16 protein-coding genes and 1 pseudogene are annotated in these 18,784 nt (G+C 37.9%); 2 read left to right on the plus strand and 15 right to left on the minus strand.

Annotation, left to right across the window (positions count from 1 at the left end; genetic code table 11):
- Positions 1 to 25 precede the first annotated feature (25 nt).
- The 8 genes from AC4G3N_RS05900 to AC4G3N_RS05935 all read right to left on the minus strand — a co-directional run bounded on the left by AC4G3N_RS05900 (position 26) and on the right by AC4G3N_RS05935 (position 8,715).
- Positions 26 to 799, minus strand: a complete 774-nt coding sequence (locus tag AC4G3N_RS05900; protein WP_066104044.1) for an enoyl-CoA hydratase — start codon at positions 797 to 799, stop codon at positions 26 to 28.
- Positions 799 to 1,716 (minus strand): hydroxymethylglutaryl-CoA lyase, encoded by a 918-nt coding sequence (locus tag AC4G3N_RS05905; protein WP_491089891.1) that lies wholly within the window; start codon positions 1,714 to 1,716, stop codon positions 799 to 801. The genes AC4G3N_RS05900 and AC4G3N_RS05905 overlap by 1 nt, the downstream gene beginning before the upstream one ends.
- 16 nt (positions 1,717 to 1,732) lie before the next feature.
- Positions 1,733 to 1,948, minus strand: a complete 216-nt coding sequence (locus tag AC4G3N_RS05910; RefSeq protein ID WP_066104050.1) for an acetyl-CoA carboxylase biotin carboxyl carrier protein subunit — start codon at positions 1,946 to 1,948, stop codon at positions 1,733 to 1,735.
- 11 nt (positions 1,949 to 1,959) lie between these two features.
- A complete protein-coding gene (locus AC4G3N_RS05915; RefSeq protein ID WP_139891593.1) occupies positions 1,960 to 3,312 on the minus strand; it encodes an acetyl-CoA carboxylase biotin carboxylase subunit in 1,353 nt (450 codons plus the stop codon).
- A gap of 12 nt (positions 3,313 to 3,324) precedes the next feature.
- Positions 3,325 to 4,962: an AMP-binding protein gene (locus tag AC4G3N_RS05920; protein ID WP_491089892.1), complete on the minus strand. Its 1,638-nt coding sequence runs from the start codon at positions 4,960 to 4,962 to the stop codon at positions 3,325 to 3,327.
- A gap of 34 nt (positions 4,963 to 4,996) precedes the next feature.
- Complete coding sequence (locus AC4G3N_RS05925; RefSeq protein ID WP_140461404.1) at positions 4,997 to 6,139, minus strand: acyl-CoA dehydrogenase family protein; 1,143 nt, start codon at positions 6,137 to 6,139, stop codon at positions 4,997 to 4,999.
- A gap of 67 nt (positions 6,140 to 6,206) precedes the next feature.
- Positions 6,207 to 6,821: a TetR/AcrR family transcriptional regulator gene (locus tag AC4G3N_RS05930; RefSeq protein WP_066104057.1), complete on the minus strand. Its 615-nt coding sequence runs from the start codon at positions 6,819 to 6,821 to the stop codon at positions 6,207 to 6,209.
- A 301-nt stretch (positions 6,822 to 7,122) separates the two neighbouring features.
- Complete coding sequence (locus AC4G3N_RS05935; RefSeq protein WP_491089893.1) at positions 7,123 to 8,715, minus strand: long-chain-fatty-acid--CoA ligase; 1,593 nt, start codon at positions 8,713 to 8,715, stop codon at positions 7,123 to 7,125.
- A 515-nt stretch (positions 8,716 to 9,230) separates the two neighbouring features.
- Between AC4G3N_RS05935 and AC4G3N_RS05940 the strand changes: the two are divergent.
- Positions 9,231 to 10,085, plus strand: a pseudogene (locus tag AC4G3N_RS05940) (tyrosine-type recombinase/integrase).
- A 912-nt stretch (positions 10,086 to 10,997) separates the two neighbouring features.
- On the opposite strand, the gene AC4G3N_RS05945 reads toward AC4G3N_RS05940, so the two are convergent.
- Positions 10,998 to 11,756: an SDR family NAD(P)-dependent oxidoreductase gene (locus tag AC4G3N_RS05945; RefSeq protein ID WP_140461402.1), complete on the minus strand. Its 759-nt coding sequence runs from the start codon at positions 11,754 to 11,756 to the stop codon at positions 10,998 to 11,000.
- A gap of 164 nt (positions 11,757 to 11,920) precedes the next feature.
- On the opposite strand from AC4G3N_RS05945, the gene AC4G3N_RS05950 reads away from it, so the two are divergent.
- Positions 11,921 to 12,832 carry a LysR family transcriptional regulator gene (locus AC4G3N_RS05950; protein ID WP_491089894.1) on the plus strand — a complete coding sequence of 304 codons (912 nt, stop codon included), beginning with the start codon at positions 11,921 to 11,923 and terminating at the stop codon, positions 12,830 to 12,832.
- 491 nt (positions 12,833 to 13,323) lie between these two features.
- On the opposite strand, the gene AC4G3N_RS05955 is transcribed toward AC4G3N_RS05950, so the two are convergent.
- The 6 genes from AC4G3N_RS05955 to AC4G3N_RS05980 all read right to left on the minus strand — a co-directional run bounded on the left by AC4G3N_RS05955 (position 13,324) and on the right by AC4G3N_RS05980 (position 18,724).
- A complete protein-coding gene (locus AC4G3N_RS05955; protein ID WP_491089895.1) occupies positions 13,324 to 14,112 on the minus strand; it encodes a 2-keto-4-pentenoate hydratase in 789 nt (262 codons plus the stop codon).
- Between the two features lie 19 nt (positions 14,113 to 14,131).
- Complete coding sequence (locus tag AC4G3N_RS05960) at positions 14,132 to 14,941, minus strand: FAD synthase (protein ID WP_066104075.1); 810 nt, start codon at positions 14,939 to 14,941, stop codon at positions 14,132 to 14,134.
- A gap of 45 nt (positions 14,942 to 14,986) precedes the next feature.
- Positions 14,987 to 15,457, minus strand: a complete 471-nt coding sequence (locus AC4G3N_RS05965) for a flavin reductase family protein (RefSeq protein ID WP_491089896.1) — start codon at positions 15,455 to 15,457, stop codon at positions 14,987 to 14,989.
- Between the two features lie 102 nt (positions 15,458 to 15,559).
- Positions 15,560 to 16,573 carry a 4-hydroxy-2-oxovalerate aldolase gene (dmpG, locus tag AC4G3N_RS05970; RefSeq protein WP_491089897.1) on the minus strand — a complete coding sequence of 338 codons (1,014 nt, stop codon included), beginning with the start codon at positions 16,571 to 16,573 and terminating at the stop codon, positions 15,560 to 15,562.
- 12 nt (positions 16,574 to 16,585) lie between these two features.
- Positions 16,586 to 17,461 carry an acetaldehyde dehydrogenase (acetylating) gene (locus tag AC4G3N_RS05975; RefSeq protein WP_491089898.1) on the minus strand — a complete coding sequence of 292 codons (876 nt, stop codon included), beginning with the start codon at positions 17,459 to 17,461 and terminating at the stop codon, positions 16,586 to 16,588.
- Positions 17,462 to 17,533: 72 nt separating this feature from the next.
- Positions 17,534 to 18,724, minus strand: a complete 1,191-nt coding sequence (locus tag AC4G3N_RS05980) for an acyl-CoA dehydrogenase family protein (RefSeq protein WP_066104087.1) — start codon at positions 18,722 to 18,724, stop codon at positions 17,534 to 17,536.
- Between the last annotated feature and the right edge of the window lie 60 nt (positions 18,725 to 18,784).

Here is an 18,784-nt window from a genome sequence, read left to right on the forward strand (position 1 = left end):
CGTCATCTACCTTTCTATTGAGAGTTTATTCACCGGTATATACAGGCTTACGTTTTTCCTTGAATGCGATGAGTCCCTCCATACGATCCTTCGTTGGAATCGTAACCTGATAGCTCATTTCTTCAATTTGCAAACCATGTACTAAATCTGTTTCCATACCTCTTTCTATCGCTTTTTTAGCTTCCTTCACTGCGATAGGTGCATTGGCTGCAATTTTCCTTGCGATGGATAGGCTCATCGTCTCCAGTTCATCCGGCTTTGCGATTTGATTAACCAGGCCAATTTGCAGTGCCTCAATGGCATCTATCCTGCGAGCGGTGAAAATAAGCTCCTTTGCTTTGCTGATTCCAATTAATCTCGGCAGCCTCTGTGTTCCGCCTGCGCCTGGAATGATTCCCAGAGAGGTTTCTGTGAGCCCCATCTTAGCATGATGGCTGGCCACTCTGATATCACATGCCAATGCAAGCTCAAGCCCTCCGCCAAATGCTGCCCCATTAATGGATGCAATCGTCGGCTGCGGCATTTGGTCAATCATGGAAATGGTTTCCTTAATTAATCGGACCGCTTCACCTACCTGTGCTGGCGTCATATTTAACCGTTCTTTTAGATCAGCACCAGAACAAAATGCTTTGTCACCGCTTCCAGTAATGATTATGCAATGAATAGATGAATTTTCTTTATATAGACGCAGTGTTTGTTGCAATTCTTTTAACATCTCAATAGATAAAGCGTTGGATTTCTGAGGCTGATCTAATACAATCACCGCTACCCCGTCTTCTCGTATGGATTGCTTGATCATCAGTTGACCCTTCTCCCTTCTTTTTTCTCCTGGATAGCCATTTGTTTACTCGACAAAGGGATACCCATCTGTTTTTGAATATAATCTGCAGCTTCAGCTAACATCCTTCCATCAATACCCGTACGAATCCCCATCCTCTCAAGCATATAAACTAAGTCATCAGTGGCTACATTTCCTGAAGCTCCAAGTGCATATGGACAGCCGCCCAAACCGCCAAGCGAGGAATCAAAGATCGTATATCCTTTCTTTAAAGCTACTAATATATTAGCCAGCGCCATGCCGCGTGTGTCGTGAAAGTGTAGCGCAATACGATCCTTATTAAACCGTTTTGTTACTTCATCCAGTAAAAAATCAACCTGTTTTGGATGGGCAATACCAATTGTATCGCCAAGAGAGATTTCATCTACCCCCATCGCGAACAGCTTATCGCATATATGTAAGACAGCATCAATCTGAACTTCGCCCTCGTACGGACAGCCAAACACTGTCGATACATAAGCTCGTGTTGTTTTTCCTTCCTTTGATGCATCCTCTGCAACCTCCTGAAGAATTGGAAAGGTGTCTGCAATGGATTTATTTATATTTTTTTGATTATGTGCTTCACTCGCTGACATGAAAATAGAGACTTCATCGATATTTGCTAACAGCGCATTTTCCAATCCCTTTCGATTTGGCACTAGAGCCGCATAAGTGACCGTATCCTTGCGCTTGATTTTCCTTGATACCTCCAGCGCATCAGCTAGCTGCGGAATCCATTTAGGAGCAACAAAAGATGTAATTTCAATATAAGAAAGACCCGTTTCGCTCAACAGGTCAATCCATTCTATTTTTTGTTCAGTCGGAGCTATATTCATCTCGTTCTGCAAACCGTCCCGGGGGCCAACTTCTTTTATTTGTACAAATTCAGGTATCTCCAAAAAAGTTCTCTCCCTTCTAGTCAATACGGATTAAAACATCGCCCTCATTTACAAAATCCCCTTCGTTTACGACAACCTCTGTGACGAGTCCGTCTCCTTCAGCGGCTATAGGAATTTCCATTTTCATAGATTCCAAAATGACCATGTCCTGACCGTTTTCAACGGTATCTCCCTCTTTCACTTGTATTTTCCATACATTTCCTGCCATACTTGCTTTGATTTCTTCAGCCATTATTACCTCTCCTATCTGTTTTTCATTTTTTTAAGATTTGCTTCAATAAACCCAGTTGTTGTGTCTCCCGCCTTAAATGCTTCATGCTGGATGACCGTTAAAAGCATGGGTAGATTTGTTTTAATTCCCTGAATTTCATAGCTTTGAAGTGCCTTTGTCATACAGCTTATAGCTTCTTCCCTGCTTGATGCCGACACAATTAGTTTTGCAATCATCGGATCATAAAATGGTGTTACCTTAGAGTTACCACTGATAGCAACCTCATTTCGTACACCTGGACCATTCGGTAATTTCAGATGGGTTATTTGCCCGGGTGATGGTAAGAACGTAACGGGATCCTCCGCATAGACTCTCACTTCAATAGCATGACCCTCTAACCGAATATCATCTTGGGTAAAACGTAAATTCTCCCCATAGGCAATCCTAATTTGCTCCTCAACCATATCAATTCCCGTAATCTCCTCTGTTACCGGATGTTCAACCTGCAGGCGCGTGTTCATTTCAAGGAAATAGAAATTCTTTTGTTCATCCATTAAAAATTCAAAGGTACCGGCATTATAGTAGCCTAAATCGCGTACGGCCTTTAATGCTGTTTCGCCCATTCTTTTCCGTAAACTCTCATCAACAAATGGAGATGGTGCTTCTTCTACCACTTTTTGATTACGGCGCTGAATGGAACATTCACGTTCCCAAAGGTATACAGCATTGCCTTGCTTGTCAGCCAGCACTTGAATTTCAATATGTCTCGGGTTCACAATGACTTTCTCAAGGAACATATCCCCATTGCCAAAAAAACTTTGGGCTCGGTTTTGATTGCCTTCATATGCTTTTATGAGCTCGATTTCATTTGAGACTGACTGCATGCCAATCCCGCCTCCGCCAGCAGAGGCTTTCAGCATTACAGGATATCCGAGTTTCTTAGCTACCCTGACTGCCTCCTCCGCATCAGCAAGCGGGTATGATATTCCAGGCACAACCGGTACACCTGACTTCTCCATGGCCTCCCTTGCCTTTGTCTTTTGTCCCATTAGTTCAATGACATCCGGAGAGGGACCAATGAAAACAATATTTTCTCTTATGCATTCCCTCGCAAACTCACTGTTTTCACTTAAAAATCCGTAACCCGGATGGATAGCTTCCACATCATGCTCTTTCGCAATCTCTAATATTTTCGCGGTATTAACATAGCTTTCATTTACTCTTGGACCACCCAAAAGAAAAGCAAAATCTGCTTCCTTAACAAATGGTGCCTCTTGATCTGCCTCAGAATAAACCGCAACCGTTTCGATATTAAGGCGTTTACAGGTACGGATTATTCTTGAAGCGATTTCCCCTCGATTGGCAATTAATATTTTCTTAAACAATGCTGCTCCTCCTCACGTTCCCAAAATCTGCATGGATTGTTCCCGAAGCTTATATTTTTGAATTTTTCCGGAAGCTGTCATCGGATATTCGTCTATAAATTCGATATAGCGCGGAATTTTATGCCTTGAAATCTTCCCGTGGCAGTAAGTACGGATATCCTCGGCTATTATGGATGTGCCTTCTTTAGGAATGATCCATGCCATTACTTCTTCACCATATTTGGCATCTGGTACACCAATGACCTGGACATCAAGTACAGAAGGATGCTGGTACAAAAACTCTTCTATTTCTCTTGGATAAATATTTTCGCCACCACGGATAATCATGTCCTTAAGCCTGCCAGTAATAGCGCAATACCCATTTTCATCCATGACAGCCAAATCACCGGTATGAAGCCAGCCATCTTTGGAAATCGCAGCTGCAGTTGCTTCTGGATTTTTGTAATAACCCTCCATGACATGGTAACCGCGTGTGATTAACTCGCCATGCTGCCCCCGAGGCACTTCATTCTCAGTGCCAGGCTCGACGATTTTCACCTCAATATTAGGCATCGATCTGCCAATGGAGCTGACTCGCAATTCAAGCGGATCGTCCGTCCTCGTTTGAGTGATACCAGGTGAAGATTCGGTCTGTCCAAATACAATCGTTATTTCATTGGCCCCCATCTTTTCCACTACACCCTTCATGACTTCAATAGGGCAGGTGGAACCAGCCATTATACCTGTACGCAGAGTGGATAAATCGTATTCTTCAAAGTCCTCCAGGTTCATTTCAGCAATGAACATCGTTGGAACACCGTGAAGAGCGGTACATTTTTCTTCTTCAACAACCTGTAAAACACTGCGCGGATTAAACTCCTGCAATGGAATCATGGCTGCACCAACAGAAACGGCTGTTAATGTTCCTAATACACACCCAAAACAATGGAAAAAAGGAACTGGAATACACATACGATCTTCATTTGTCAGCTTCATTCCCTCAGAAATATTGATCGCGTTATTGACGATATTGCGGTGAGTCAGCATGACTCCCTTTGGAAAACCAGTTGTCCCAGACGTATACTGCATATTGATGACATCGCTGTCGTGTAAGGAATCTAGCCTTTCAGCCAATTCCTGCTCTGATGTGTGGGAGGCCATTTTTATCACATCATCCCAGCTGTACGTACCAGGATATCGATTCTCACCGAGCACGATAACATTTTTTAAATAAGGCAGCTTCTCTGATACCAGCTCTCCAGGAGGTGCATCTCTTAATTCCGGTATGACTTCATAAAGTGTTTCAATATAGGAATGATCCTTCACATTTTCCATTAAAATAAGTGTTTTTGAATCAGACTGCTGCAAAAGGTATTCTAGCTCTTTGGCTCTGTAACTCGTATTTACCGTAACGAGCACCGCTCCCATCTTCCCTGTCGCATATTGGGTAATCAGCCATTCAGGAGTATTAGTCGCCCATATGGCAAGATGATCTCCCTTTTCCATTCCAAGCGACATAAACGCTCGGGCTGCCTCCTTGCAAACTTCATTAAACTGTTTATACGTATACCGAAGACCTCGATCTGCATAAACAACTGCTTCTCGCTCCGCATTCTCTTGAGCTATTTCATCCAAAAGAGCACCCACTGTTTTCTGAACCAAATCCGCCATCTCGTTCCTCCTTATCACTTAAAAAAATATAAGGCTAGCAACCTAGTTGGCGGGATATTACAAGTCGCTGAATTTCTGATGTACCCTCGCCAATTTCCAATAACTTCATATCACGTAAGTAACGCTCCACTTCGTATTCACGCATATATCCATATCCACCATGAATTTGAATCGCCTGATTGCATGTACGGAATCCCATTTCAGAAGCAAATAGCTTGGCATAGGCAGATTCTTTTGTGAAATTCTTTTTTTGATCTTTAAGCCAGGCAGCCTTTAATACCATATTTCTCGCCAGCTCAATTTCCATTGCCATGTCTGCCAGCTTAAATTGAATAGCCTGAAACTTAGAGATGGACTGTCCAAACTGGATTCGTTCCTTACTGTAGGCAAGCGCTTTATCAAATGCTGCCTGAGCAATCCCGACCGCCAAAGCCGCGATTGAAATCCGGCCGCCGTCCAGTGTATATAAAAATTGTTTAAATCCTCCCTCGAGATCTCCAAGGACATTCTCCTTAGGTACCCGAACATGGTCGAGGATTATTTCTGATGTATTCGAAGCTCGAACACCCATTTTGTCGTAATTGCTAGTAATCTTTAGCCCTGGCGTATTAGTTGGTACAAGAAAGGCGGAAATAATATTTTTTCCGGTATTGGTCTTACCAGATACCGCAGTGACCGTAATCGTTTCTGCAAATCCGGCATTTGTAATCCAGCATTTTTCTCCTGTAATTACGTACTCATTTCCTTCTAGCACGGCCTTTGTTCTCGTCCCTCCGGCATCTGATCCGGCATTAGGCTCTGTTAATCCAAATGATGCTAAGGCCTTACCACTTGCTAATGGAGTTAAGTACTGTTGCTTTTGCTCCTCGGTTCCAAAATAATAAATCGGACTCGATCCAAGTGATACAGCAGCTGCATAGCTCAAGCCCGTACCTCCGCAGGCTCTTCCAATTTCCTCTACTGCAAGCGCATAAGAGATCGTATCTCCACCGGAGCCTCCGTATTCTTCCGGAAAGGGAATTCCGAGCAGACCTAATTCACCCATTTTCTTAAATACTTCTTCAGGGAATCTTGACTCCCGGTCTAATTCAATCGCAATTGGCTTAATTTCCTTTTCCGCAAATTCTCTTGCCATATTGCGGACCATCTTTTGCTCCGTGCTCAATTCAAAGTTCATTTTCATCCTCCTACTCTTTTGTGAAAGACCGACTGGTTGGTCTGTTATAGATATGTAAGCGCTTTAATTATGTGGTAAAAAAATGTCCGTATTTCCTTTTTGCCTCTTCGGTTAATAGAGCATGCATAATAAAGTCAGTAAAATACACAGAAATCTGATCCATCGGCATTGGCCCGTTTCGTTGATACCATTTTGAGGTCCAGTTCACAATTCCCAATATGGCAAGACCACTGATTTCAAAAGGAATCTCTTTTCGAAAATCTCCGGAATCCTGACCTTCTTTAATGACTTCGTATATTAATAGCCTGAACTCATCCCGCTTCAGTTTAATAGTTGAATCCAGTTCCGGTTTTAAATATTTACTTTCCTGATAAAAGACTGATATGTGAGATTGGTAGAGATCAAATACTTTCGTAAACGAGTAAATAATCTGCTGAAGTTTCTCTGGTGGAGTTTGATAATGGTGGATAGCCTCTTTGGCTTTACGTAAGACATAGGAGATAAATGTGTCGTGTATAGAGAAAAGCAATTCATCCTTTGATTGAAAATGGTGATAAAAACCACCCTTTGAAGTATCACTGGCCTGAACAATATCATTTACTGAAACACCATGAAAGCCGTGCTTTTCAAACAGCTTAACAGATGTATCCAGAATGCGATCCTTTAATTCCGTTTTCTTCACCCCTCTCCATGTTCATTTATTATGATTTAGATTCTAACTTAAACTTCTTGAAATTGTCAAATTATTTTATTTATTCAAATATTTAGGTTTTGATTGGATAGTTAAAATGAATGTGAAATCTACTTTGAGTGTAGTTCTTAAATTAAGTAATTAAATCGAAATATGTAGCACCATTAAATAGATTCTAAGAAAGTTAAAACTCGCTAATCAGATAGCGAGTCTTTTTTATATTGATTATACTTATTTTTCCTAATCTAATCCTACTAGTTACCTATCATAATAATCTTCAGTTGATATTTTATTAATTGACGAATTTCCCGCCTTTTCCGGCTGCCTCCCAGTAATCATTACGAAGGACTACCTTTTGTATTTTCCCAGAAGCTGTCTTTGGTAGTTCGCTTACAAAGGTTGCTCCTGTTATCGCTTTAAAATGAGCTAACCTCTCTCTTGTAAATGCAATTAATTCCTCTTCAGAAACGTTTCTTCCCTCTCTTTGAACAATAAAGGCATGCGGAGTTTCTCCCCACTTTTCATGAGGAACAGCGATCACCGCTGCTTCTAATACATCGGGGTGGTCATATAACACGCCCTCAACCTCGATGGAAGAGATATTTTCTCCTCCGCTTATGATAACGTCTTTCTTCCTATCGACAATATCAATATGTCCATATTCATCTACAGTAGCCATATCTCCCGTATGAAGCCATCCGTTTTTGATCGCCTCCATCGTTGCCTCTTCATTCTTCCAGTACCCTAACATGACTCCATTACTTCTTGTAATGACTTCCCCAATCTCTTTACCGTTATGCTCGACTTCTTCGCCATGCTCAGTCACAACTTTAACTTCACAGCCAACCATCGATATCCCCGCCTTCGATTTAATTCGGTATTGTTCCTCAGTAGATAATTCCTTTAATTCTGAGCGAACAACTGAAATCAAGCTTAAAGGAGAAGATTCAGTCATTCCATATACTTGTATGAAATCCCAGCCCAGCTCTTTTTCCACTCGTCTAACAAAGGCTGGCGGTGGTGCCGAACCGGCAATGACAACTCGAACTGCTTGTTCAATATTTGAGCTATTCTGGTCGTAATATTGCAGGAGTGCATTTAACACGGTAGGAGCCATATGCATAACGTTTACTTTATGTTTTTCGAGGGCAGAAAAAATCATCTCAGGCGTCGTTTTTCGAGAGCAGACCTGAGTAGCACCGTTAGCCGTATAATAAAACGGAGAACCCCAACCATTTACATGAAACATCGGTAAGACATGAAGTAACACATCTTCATCCGTTATGCGAAGATGATGCATAGTACTTAACGCATGAATATAGTTATTCCGATGAGTCAGCATGACTCCCTTTGGATTCCCGGTTGTTCCACTTGTATAAAGAAGGCTGGATACATCATCTTCTTCTAAAGGAAATCTCTCAAATGCCTCGTCACTTTGCTCTTCCAACCAAACATCATATCCTACCTCTTCTGTCTCTGAATCTTTATAATGAACAATAATTTTTTCAATCGTCTTTAGCTTATCTTTAATTGGCAAAATCAAATGGTAAAGGTCTTGATCAACGAATAAGATTTTCGATTCACTATGGTTTAAAATAAATTGATAATCATCTGGCTTTAATCGACTATTAAGTGGTACCATCACACCACCCAATTGGAAAATCCCATAAAAGCCCTCCAGCATTTCAACAGAGTTTGGCGCTAAGTAGGCAATACGATCCCCTTTTTGAACCCCAAAATTCTTTAAACCGTGAGATAACCGATTAACTCTTTCATTTAGTTCATGATATGTAAATACCCTATCTTCACATATGATAGCCTGCTTGTCCCCATACAAGCTTACGGCCCTGTCTAAGAATTGCGTAAGTATTAATGGTACGTTCATTTACTGTATCCCCCTTTTCCAAAATCAAAATATTCCGAATTAATTAGGCATAACATATTCACTGGACTTGCAGCAGTATATTCTTTCCAAGTGATGGGAGGAATCAATTTTACTTCTGATATTCACACGGAACATCAATCTCTTAAAATCTCTTCCCGCTAAAACACTCAACTATCTCCCAAATAATTAATTCGACAAGCAAGAACTATATTTCCTGCAATAATAATGAAAAAGAAATATAAAAAAGCAATCCGAAGAATGCTTGAATGAATAATCCGTTATTGTTTGCGGTCTATATGAAAAAATAGAAACTATCTTACTTTGATTAAATTTAGAAATTCAGACTAGTAAATTGACAGGGTGGGGGTCGCTGGTTCGAACCCAGTCGGGATCATACTTATAGTCGTAGCAAGGTTTGAATCAACTTTCTCATAACCTAAAATGTTATGGTCGTAGCAAAACCTGTTACGATACTCAACGACCACTTCACAAAATCATGTGAGGTGGTATTTTCTATGTTACTAAAGTTTGTTATCCAAGATTTTTATGAAGACAGAGAGTTTAAAAATGTAACTCCACAGACTATGGAAACTTACAAGTTAATCCTCAACGAAATGTTACGCTTTTTCAACGAGAATGAAGTTCTTATTGTTGAAGATGTCTCCCCTTCTCATGTTAAACAATACATAATTCACTGTAAGGACAAGGGTAATAAGCCTACTACCACAAACACTAAGTTACATCGTACAAGAGCCTTCTTTAATAATATGGTTGAATGTGAAGTAATTAAAAAGAGCCCTGCCACCAAAGTACCCAAAGCCAAAGAAGATATCCGAATAGATGTATTTACGGATTATCACATTAAACAACTGCTCCATTACTATAGAAGGATTAATAGAAAAAAGCCCTTTGTTGCCTATCGAGATCATACAAACATTATTGTTTTAATTGGTACAGGCATCAGGTTATCTGAACTTACTACACTAAAATGGACTGATTTAGACATAGGTAATCAAACCCTTTCTTTATTCGGTAAAAACCGTAAGCGCGAATCTATTCCTGTGACAGAGAAGGTTATTCACGAATTGTCTTCCTACCACCTATACTGTGAACAAGTATTTGGCCGTGAGTATTTAAGTGATTATATCTTTACTAATCGTTACAACTAAGAATTCACACCCGATGCCTTAAAAAATGTATTTAAACGGTTAGCACGAATTATGAATTTTAAAGATGTCAGATTATCAGCCCATACTTTCCGACACACCTTCTGTCAACGATGCATCCATTCTGGAATGAGTACATTTGCTATCCAAAAACTAATGAGACATTCCTCAATAGCCGTAACCGAAAAATACGCTGCCATGTAGGGAAATGATTTAAAAGAACAAAACGACAAGTATAATCCATTAAATACAGTGGAGGTATAATCAACACTCTTTAGATAGACTTTATGGTCTATCTTTTTTATGGTAGACAAATAGAAAATTGCTGTATCCCTTGATATGAATGACTTTTCGGTTAAGGCTGGGAATTTTCTATTATAGGTAAAGATACATCTAATCATTTAGAAAAGGCAATTCTGTATAATTAGAAACCACTAATATCAAGCGTTACAACAACGTTAGTTAAATAAGATGGGAATTTTGTATTACAAGAAGATATATGCTCAATCAACCTACTACTTTAGTAAAATAGATTTCAAAACTAGCTCTCCTTTCACTTTGTTTGTGAATATTCTAACATAAGTGAATCTTAAATATTATTAGATTATTCTTCCGCATCAAGGCCGATATGCTATAGTTTTTACACTACAGGATAGTATTCATTTCCAATTTAATTCTTAGATAATTTTATAAAAGTTCATTTTTTCTGATTTTTGGGTAGTCTATTTTTAGTAGTGAGTAGTGATTTTTAGCTTATTGTAGAAATGTTAATTGACTTTTGTAGTTTTTAAGGAGCTTTTAATATTTAGGAGGGAAAGTATGCTAGCAACGTTAATAATTTTTGTATGTTATTTGTCTATAGCTTGATAACTTATAATTTCAGTTCTTATGTATCTCTATTATTAAATTTTATAATACTATTAATAGGACTACTAAAAAAGATCAGAAAAATTCCGGAAGATATATAAGGATTATTTTTTCGTTGGTTGTTTCTATTCTGATTATACGTAAATAAAAATTTATTAAATTTCTAATAAAAAAGAAGCTATTAATTGAACAAAATAGCTTCTATTCACAAAATTTGTATAACCTTTAAATAGCATTTATTGATGGTGATTAAATTATTGTAGCTCCACCATCAATCACTAATTCAGTACCTGTTAAATAACTTGCTTCATCTGATGCAAGGAATAATACTCCCTGTGCCACTTCAATTGGTTCAGATGGACGGCCTAATGGAATAATGGATGTAATATGTTCAGAAGCTTTTTCATCTTCTAATGTACCTTTCATCATTGGTGTATTAATAAAGCCGGGATGAACCGAATTCACTCGAATATTAAATTTACCATAACTTGCAGCAACATTTTTTGTCATCGAACGGATTGCACCTTTTGTTGCAGTATAAGCAGTTGGACCTGCTGTACCAATCATTGCAGCTATAGATGATATGTTAACAATGGAACCGCTCCCAACTTTTTTCATAATAGGTAGGACGTACTTCATACCTAAAAAAGTACTTTTAAGATTGATATTTATTACCATGTCCCATTCATCCAATTCAGTTGTTTCTGGTGTACCAAATTGATTTTTACCACCGATCCCTGCATTGTTTATTAAAATATCTACCTTACCATAAGTAGCTACTGCTTGTTCAACAACAAATTCCCATTCTTCAGAAGAAGCTACATTATGCTTTATTGCATAGGCGTCTCCGCCATTACGAATAATTTCATTTACAACCTCTTCTAATTTTTCATATTGTACGTCAGTTGCAACTACTTTTGCTCCTTCTTTAGCAAATAGTTTTGCCTCTTCTGCACCCATTCCGCTTGCAGCTCCAGTAATAATAGCTACTTTATTTTGTAATCTCATTTCAAATCCTCCTTTATGACAAAAGAATATAATGTCAATGTCACAATAATTTAATTTGTGAAAATTTTAGTACATTTCTATTATAAATGAATTGTTATTTTAAATATATTTAATTATATTTAAGTTAACTTAGTTATTTTTTAAGTATATAAGGGGTGAATATATTGAACTTAGAACAACTAGCAAACATTGTAGAAATATCTAAAACAAAGTCTTTAACATTAGCGGCAAATAATCGAAATATCACTTTACCAACATTAAGCCAATCTTTATCACAATTTGAGAAGGAAATTAATATCAAATTATTTAAAAGGTCTCGATCTGGTACAATTCCTACTAAAGAGGGACAATTAATAATTAATAAAGCTAGGGAAATAATTTTAAAGATTGAGATTCTAAATGAAACCATCCAAATAATCAAGAATGAACTTAATGGAACCATAAGATTCGGTTCATTACCCGGTTTTATGCCCTTAATAATTGACTCCTTCTCAGATTTTAAAAAAACTTATCCTCTAATAAAATCCAACCTATTCGAAGGAAGTACAACACAAATATATGAGAAACTGTTAAATCAAGATATCGACATTGCTCTTTTAGCATTTGATGATAAAGATCAATTAGAAAAAAAGGAATATTACTTTGAAAAAGTAACTTCTTGTAAAACTGTGATTGCGGTAAATAATACATCTCCACTTGCCAAAAAGATATCAGTCACACTTTCAGATATTAGTGACTATCCAATAGCAATTCATGATGATTATAAAATAATGGATATTTTATCTAGTGATAATAATTTTGATAAGATAGATATTGCTTTAAGAACAAATAATTTAGATTCAATCCGTAAAAGTCTTTCAAATAATACTGCTATTACCATAGGCTTAAATTATAGTTTCATAACTGATCCTTATTTTATTCAACAAGAGGATATTGTTCTCATTGATTTAATAGTACCTTTTCCACAAAACCAATTTATTGGTTTTGTGAGGTTAAATAATACTCACTATTCAGAAATAACACGTGTTATGGTGGAATTTGCAAAAAAACAATTTAATAAATATATTGACATTTAAATTAGCAAACTTAAAAATCATACTTATGACTTTTTTTAAAATATAGGAATAAAAAATAAACCAGAAATCATGTTTAGAACTGCCAATTCCCAACATTAATTATGGTAGCTTTAATGCAAGAGCCTTTCATTTACCTAAAGGAAGAAAGTTATTAATGACATACATCAAAAACGAAGAGTTATACAATTAGAAGTAGCTAAGATTAAGACGGGGCATAATGGGACAAAATTGGATTTACACCTTTACATAACCGCCACTAAGTTCTGAAGCCTCTCTTAAGGATGCTGGTATTTAAAAAATCTGAAATAGAAAAAGAAGTGCAATAAAACAATATTGTAAATTATAGAAAATCCGCTTTCTAAAGGAAAACGGATTTTTTCTAACCTTATGAAAGGTTGCACTTCATGGAAGTAGCTGCCAATAGGTTTTATTTGCTAATTCAATGCTCTTAGTTTGATAGTTATTTTATCAAAGTCATATTAGGTCTAAATTTATTCCACAAAGTGAACATTTACTTCACCAATTTGTGTAAACTTGGCTGTAAACTGATCTCCTTTTTCTACTACTACCGCTGCGGATAAGGCACCTGATAAAATAACCTCCCCGGCTTTAAGTGTGACACCATATTCCGATAATTTATTCGCTAACCAAGCAACACATAGAGCCGGATCTCCTAAAACATCCATCCCTTTTCCTTCATTAATCACTTGGTTATTTTTTAAAAGTTGCATATGAATGCTAATTAAATTTACGTCACTTATGTGAACTTTATTTGATCCAAGAACATAAAGTCCACAAGAGGCATTGTCGGCAACCGTATCTTCAAGTTTTATTTTCCAATCTTTAATACGGCTATCAACAACTTCAAGGGCAGGTACAACATAATCTGTTGCCCGTAGAACATCATCTACAGTAACATTTGGGCCAACTAAATCTTCCTTCAGTACAAATGCAATTTCGCCTTCAATTTTTGGTTGAAATAATTGACTTAGGGAAATTTCTGCCCCCTCTTCTACATACATCGACTCTAAAAGATGTCCATAGTCCGGTTGATCTACACCTAAGAGATTTTGCATTGCAAATGATGTTAAACCAATTTTTTTGCCTGTGATACGATCACCTAGCATTGTTGCAATTTTAATTCGTTTGACTTGAATGGCATAGGCATCATCAATAGTCATTGTCGGCTCTTGTATTGTAAGTGGTAGAATTGATTGATGTTTTTCATGTGCTTTATCAAGCAGTTGAATTACATTAGATATTAATTGCTCTGTTACCATAACTCCCCTCCTCTAAAGATTAAATTCTAGTTAAACTTCTTGATTGGCTAGGCTGCAGCCAGTGAATTTTTACATTTCCCTTTGTTACCTTATTGAACGAATCCATAATTCGTATATTACCATGTTCGTTGACAGAAACAATTGACTTGATTTTATACTGACCGTACTCCAACACAACCTCATAAATCCCCTCATTAGGAAGCATCTTCGGCTCCATAGGTTTGAATTGATTTCCATCCCAAAGCATTTTAACGGTATAGTGCTTTCCAAGAAAATGAGGAATCTCATGCACATCGGTCGATAGTAATCGTTGTCGAATTGCTGTTGAACTAATTTTTTCACCTAAATAGTCTACACGTTGTACCTCGGTTACAGTAATTTGATATTTTGAATCATTGGGAATATGTTTAAGTTTTCCTGCACCTTTAGATCCATAAGAGAAATCAAAACCTGCAATCACATGTGTTACACCAAGATTTAGTAAATAGGCATCAACAAATTGTTTGGGTGACAGTGCTGCAAAATCAAGTGTAAAATCGACAAGATAAAATATGTCCACACCTAAACGATTGAGCATCATTTCTTTTTCAGAAAGTGTCGTTAAATGAGAAATACATCGCTTCCCGCCAGACAAGATATTGATAGGATGTGGCCTAAAACTCATTAGTGCTAATGGAAATCCACGATTATTTGCTTCTTTACGGGCAATTTGTATGACACGCTGGTGTCCCAGATGGACACCATCAAAATAGCCAAGTGCCATAACACAAGGAGTTACCTTAGTATAAATTCCCTGTAAATTTAGAGCATTAATTAAAATCGTTTTCATTAGCATAACTCCTTCTATCATCCTTGTTAGAGATTCCCATTTCCCTTATACTTCAACTAATTCCTCGAGGCTGCGATATTTTCCATTGAAAAATAATAATGGATCACCATCTTCAACCATAATGTTAGTTACTTTACCAATGAATAATGTGTGGTCACCTTCAACATGTTCAGCAGAAACTTCACAAGCAACTTGCACAATAGCCCCAGGGATAACAGGTACATCTGTTAAACGATTAAATGTTACCTCCTGATCTTTAATTTGACCTGCAAATACTTTAGAAATTTCTTCCTGATTAGAACTTAAAATATTGACTGAAAACTTTTTGGCTTGTTGGATTTTAGATAGCATACGTGCGTTTTCTTTAATCGAAATCACTACTAATTTTGGATTAAGTGAAACGGACATAAAAGCATTCGCTGTCATTCCATGTGTTACATCCTCTAGGTCTGTTAAAATGACTGTCACACCAGTTGCAAATTTACCCATTGCACTTCTAAATAAACGATCATCCATTTTTGAACCTCCCCTAATGATTTAACTTTTATAGATTTACTGGATAGCCTATTATTCGTATTTAAACATAAAGGATCTTCAAAACTTGCTTAAAAATAATTTTCAAGCCTTTACTGTTCCACTTTTCAACTCCGCAGCAACCTCTAAAATCATATCCTCTTGACCACCAACTGCTTTACGTTTACCGATCTCTATGAGAATATCACGTGCATCTACACCAAATCTTTCTGCAGCTCTTTGCGCATGTAATAAGAAGCTTGAATAAATACCCGCATACCCCAATACTAAGCTACCGCGTGTAATCTCTTGAGGTGTTGGCAGAATTGGCGCTACAATTTCTTCAGCTACATCCATTATTTTATATAATTCAATTCCTGTAACAATATTCATTTTATCCAATATGCTTACTAGTACTTCGGTTTGTGTATTACCAGCACCAGCACCTAAACAACGGATACTGCCATCTATACGATCAGCTCCATGTTCAATAGCAGTTAATGAATTTGCCACAGCCAGTGACAAATTATTATGTGCATGAAAACCTAGAGGAACGTTTATTTCTTGTTTCAATGCTTTTATTCGATCCGCTACCTGAATTGGAAGTAGAGCACCTGCAGAATCTACAATATAAATGACATCTGCTCCACCATTTTCCATAATTTTTGCTTGCTCTACAATTTTACTTGGTTCAGCCATATGGGACATCATTAGAAAACCAACTGTTTCTAGACCCAGCTCCTTCGCTAAGCTTAGATGCTGTAATGAAACGTCTGCCTCCGTGACATGTGTAGCGACGCGAACCATAGAAACACCTAAATCTCCTGCAAGTCTAATATCAGGCTTCGTTGCAATTCCTGGTAAGGAAAGTACAGCGATTTTTGAATTTCCGGCAGTTTCTACAGCAGCCTCGATGAGCTTAAACTCATCCGTATGTGAATGGCCGTACTGAACCGTCGATCCCCCAAGACCATCTCCATGAGCAACCTCGATATATGGTACGTTTGCTGAATCTAAGCCAGCAACAACTTTCCTAACCTGCTCAACTGTAAATTGATGACGGACCGCATGACTGCCATCTCGTAAAGCTACTTCTGTTATGATAATATCGCGTTTCATCGTATTCCTCCTTTACACAGTGGTCTTTGCCTTTGCCCATTCCTCAGCAATTTTAATAGCTGCAGCTGTTATAATATCCAAATTACCAGCGTAAGCAGGTAAATAATCAGCAGCACCGGCAACTTCCAGGAATACAGTGATACGATTTCCCTCAATGTATGGACGTGTTTTTAAGCGATACCCTGGAACATATTGTTGAACTGCTTTTTCCATTTTTCCAAGTGAGCCAATCAGTGCTTCCTTATCGATTACCGGCTGATCTACTAACAGATGAATCGTGTCATTCATCATAATTGGTGGTTCAGCAGGGTTTAAAATTAAAACTGTTTTTCCTTTTTTTGCTTTGCCGACAACCTCAATGGCACGTGAAGTGGTTGCAATAAATTCATCAATGTTCGCACGTGTTGCTGGACCAGCACTTTTACTTGCAATTGTGGCAACAATTTCCGCATATTCTACCTCATAAAGCTGAGATACTGCATAAATAATTGGAATTGTTGCTTGTCCACCACATGTCACCATATTTACGTTATCTGCTTGTTGATGTTCGTAAAGGTTCACTGTTGGTACTGTAAGTGGTCCAATTGCTGCTGGGGTTAAGTCAATTACTCTCTTACCGTGAGTTTTTAGTAGCTTTGCATGCTTCACATGTGCATAAGCACTAGTTGCGTCAAACACAACATCTGCAAGTCCTGGAGTTTGAAGAAAGCCTTCAATTCCCGTATCGATAGCTTGAAAACCTGCTTCACGTGCTTTTCGTAAGCCCTCGGAGTTGGGATCGATCCCTATAACAGCCGTTAACTCTAGAAAAGAGGACCGCTGAATTTTTTTCATCAAATCGTTACCAATGTTGCCTGACCCTAAAATGGCTACCTTTAATTTTGCCATGTCTAAATCCCCCTTGTTTACTCATATTTCAATTGAATAAACATTCATTTTTTGACTCGTTATTAAGGTGAATTAGCCCATACCAATTCCTTGATAGCCATATAAATTACGACCATATGTGTATAGTGCATCTTCATATAGAGACGTTATATGTGTGGCTACGGCAATGATGTCTCGTACAAACACTTCAATTGTGTCATTTTTTGTTAGAGATGCCCCACCGAGTGAGACCATTACTGTCGTAGCGATTTCTTGACAAATTTTAATAATTTCTGCACGTAGTGAAGAAAACTCCCCTTTTTCGTATGGACCTTCTGTTTCATAAGTTGCTAATAGATCGTAATATTGTTCCATTAAACCATTCGCTTTTTTATATTCCAACATAAGTTTAGCTAGAATTCGCTGACTACGAGGAGAATCTTTTTCATTTTCTCCATGTAGACGAACACGTGCTTCTGTTCTCTTTTTATATTCATCCAGCAAACGCCTAGCTCCACCTAATGCCATATTTGGAAACCCAAGATAGAATGCAGAGAAGTATGGTACATGGTAATAAGGATAATCGGGATCATAATTAGAACCCTCCGGTGGACGGCGTGTATCATTCGCTAATTCAAGTCTTAAAACGCGTCTTCTTGGAATAAATACTTCCGTTGCAATCACTTGGTTACTACCTGAACCACGTAAACCAAATGTATCCCAATTTTCATTTACTTTCACTTCATCTTTACGCATGAAACACATAATTAATTCTGGTTGATTTGATTCAGGTAATTGAGCAATTGCCCCTAAACCAATCCATTCTGCAAAGTTAACACCGCTTGTATAGTTATAAGTACCTGTTAAGCGAACACCGCCATCAACCACGGTTACTTGTCCAACTGGCGCGAAAACATCCACGATCAAACCGTTTGAATTTATAATTTCGTCTCTACCTTCTTGTGGAAGGTGTGCTGTTAAGGAGTTGTGTAAAGGGAAGAAATAACCTAACCATGCAGCTGAGATATTATGGTACGCGATAGTACGTACAATTTCTCCAAGGCCACGTAACGAAATTTGTGGACCACCATATTCTTTCGGTAGATTTGCACGAGTAATTCCTGATTCAATTAACTTATTAACATAGTTTCGAGAAACAGAGGCATTTATTTCGGAAGTTGCTACTTCTGATTCTGCTAGTAGGCCTGCTTCACGTGCTTTTTCAATAAGCTCTAGTTCAACATCTGTAAATCCTTTGGATTTTTGCTTTGTATCAACTGACATTTATAACCCTCCTATTATACGTTTTCAAGTTTATAACAAATCTTAGTTAGCGAAGATGTT

The organism is Bacillus sp. z50 (assembly GCF_058313585.1).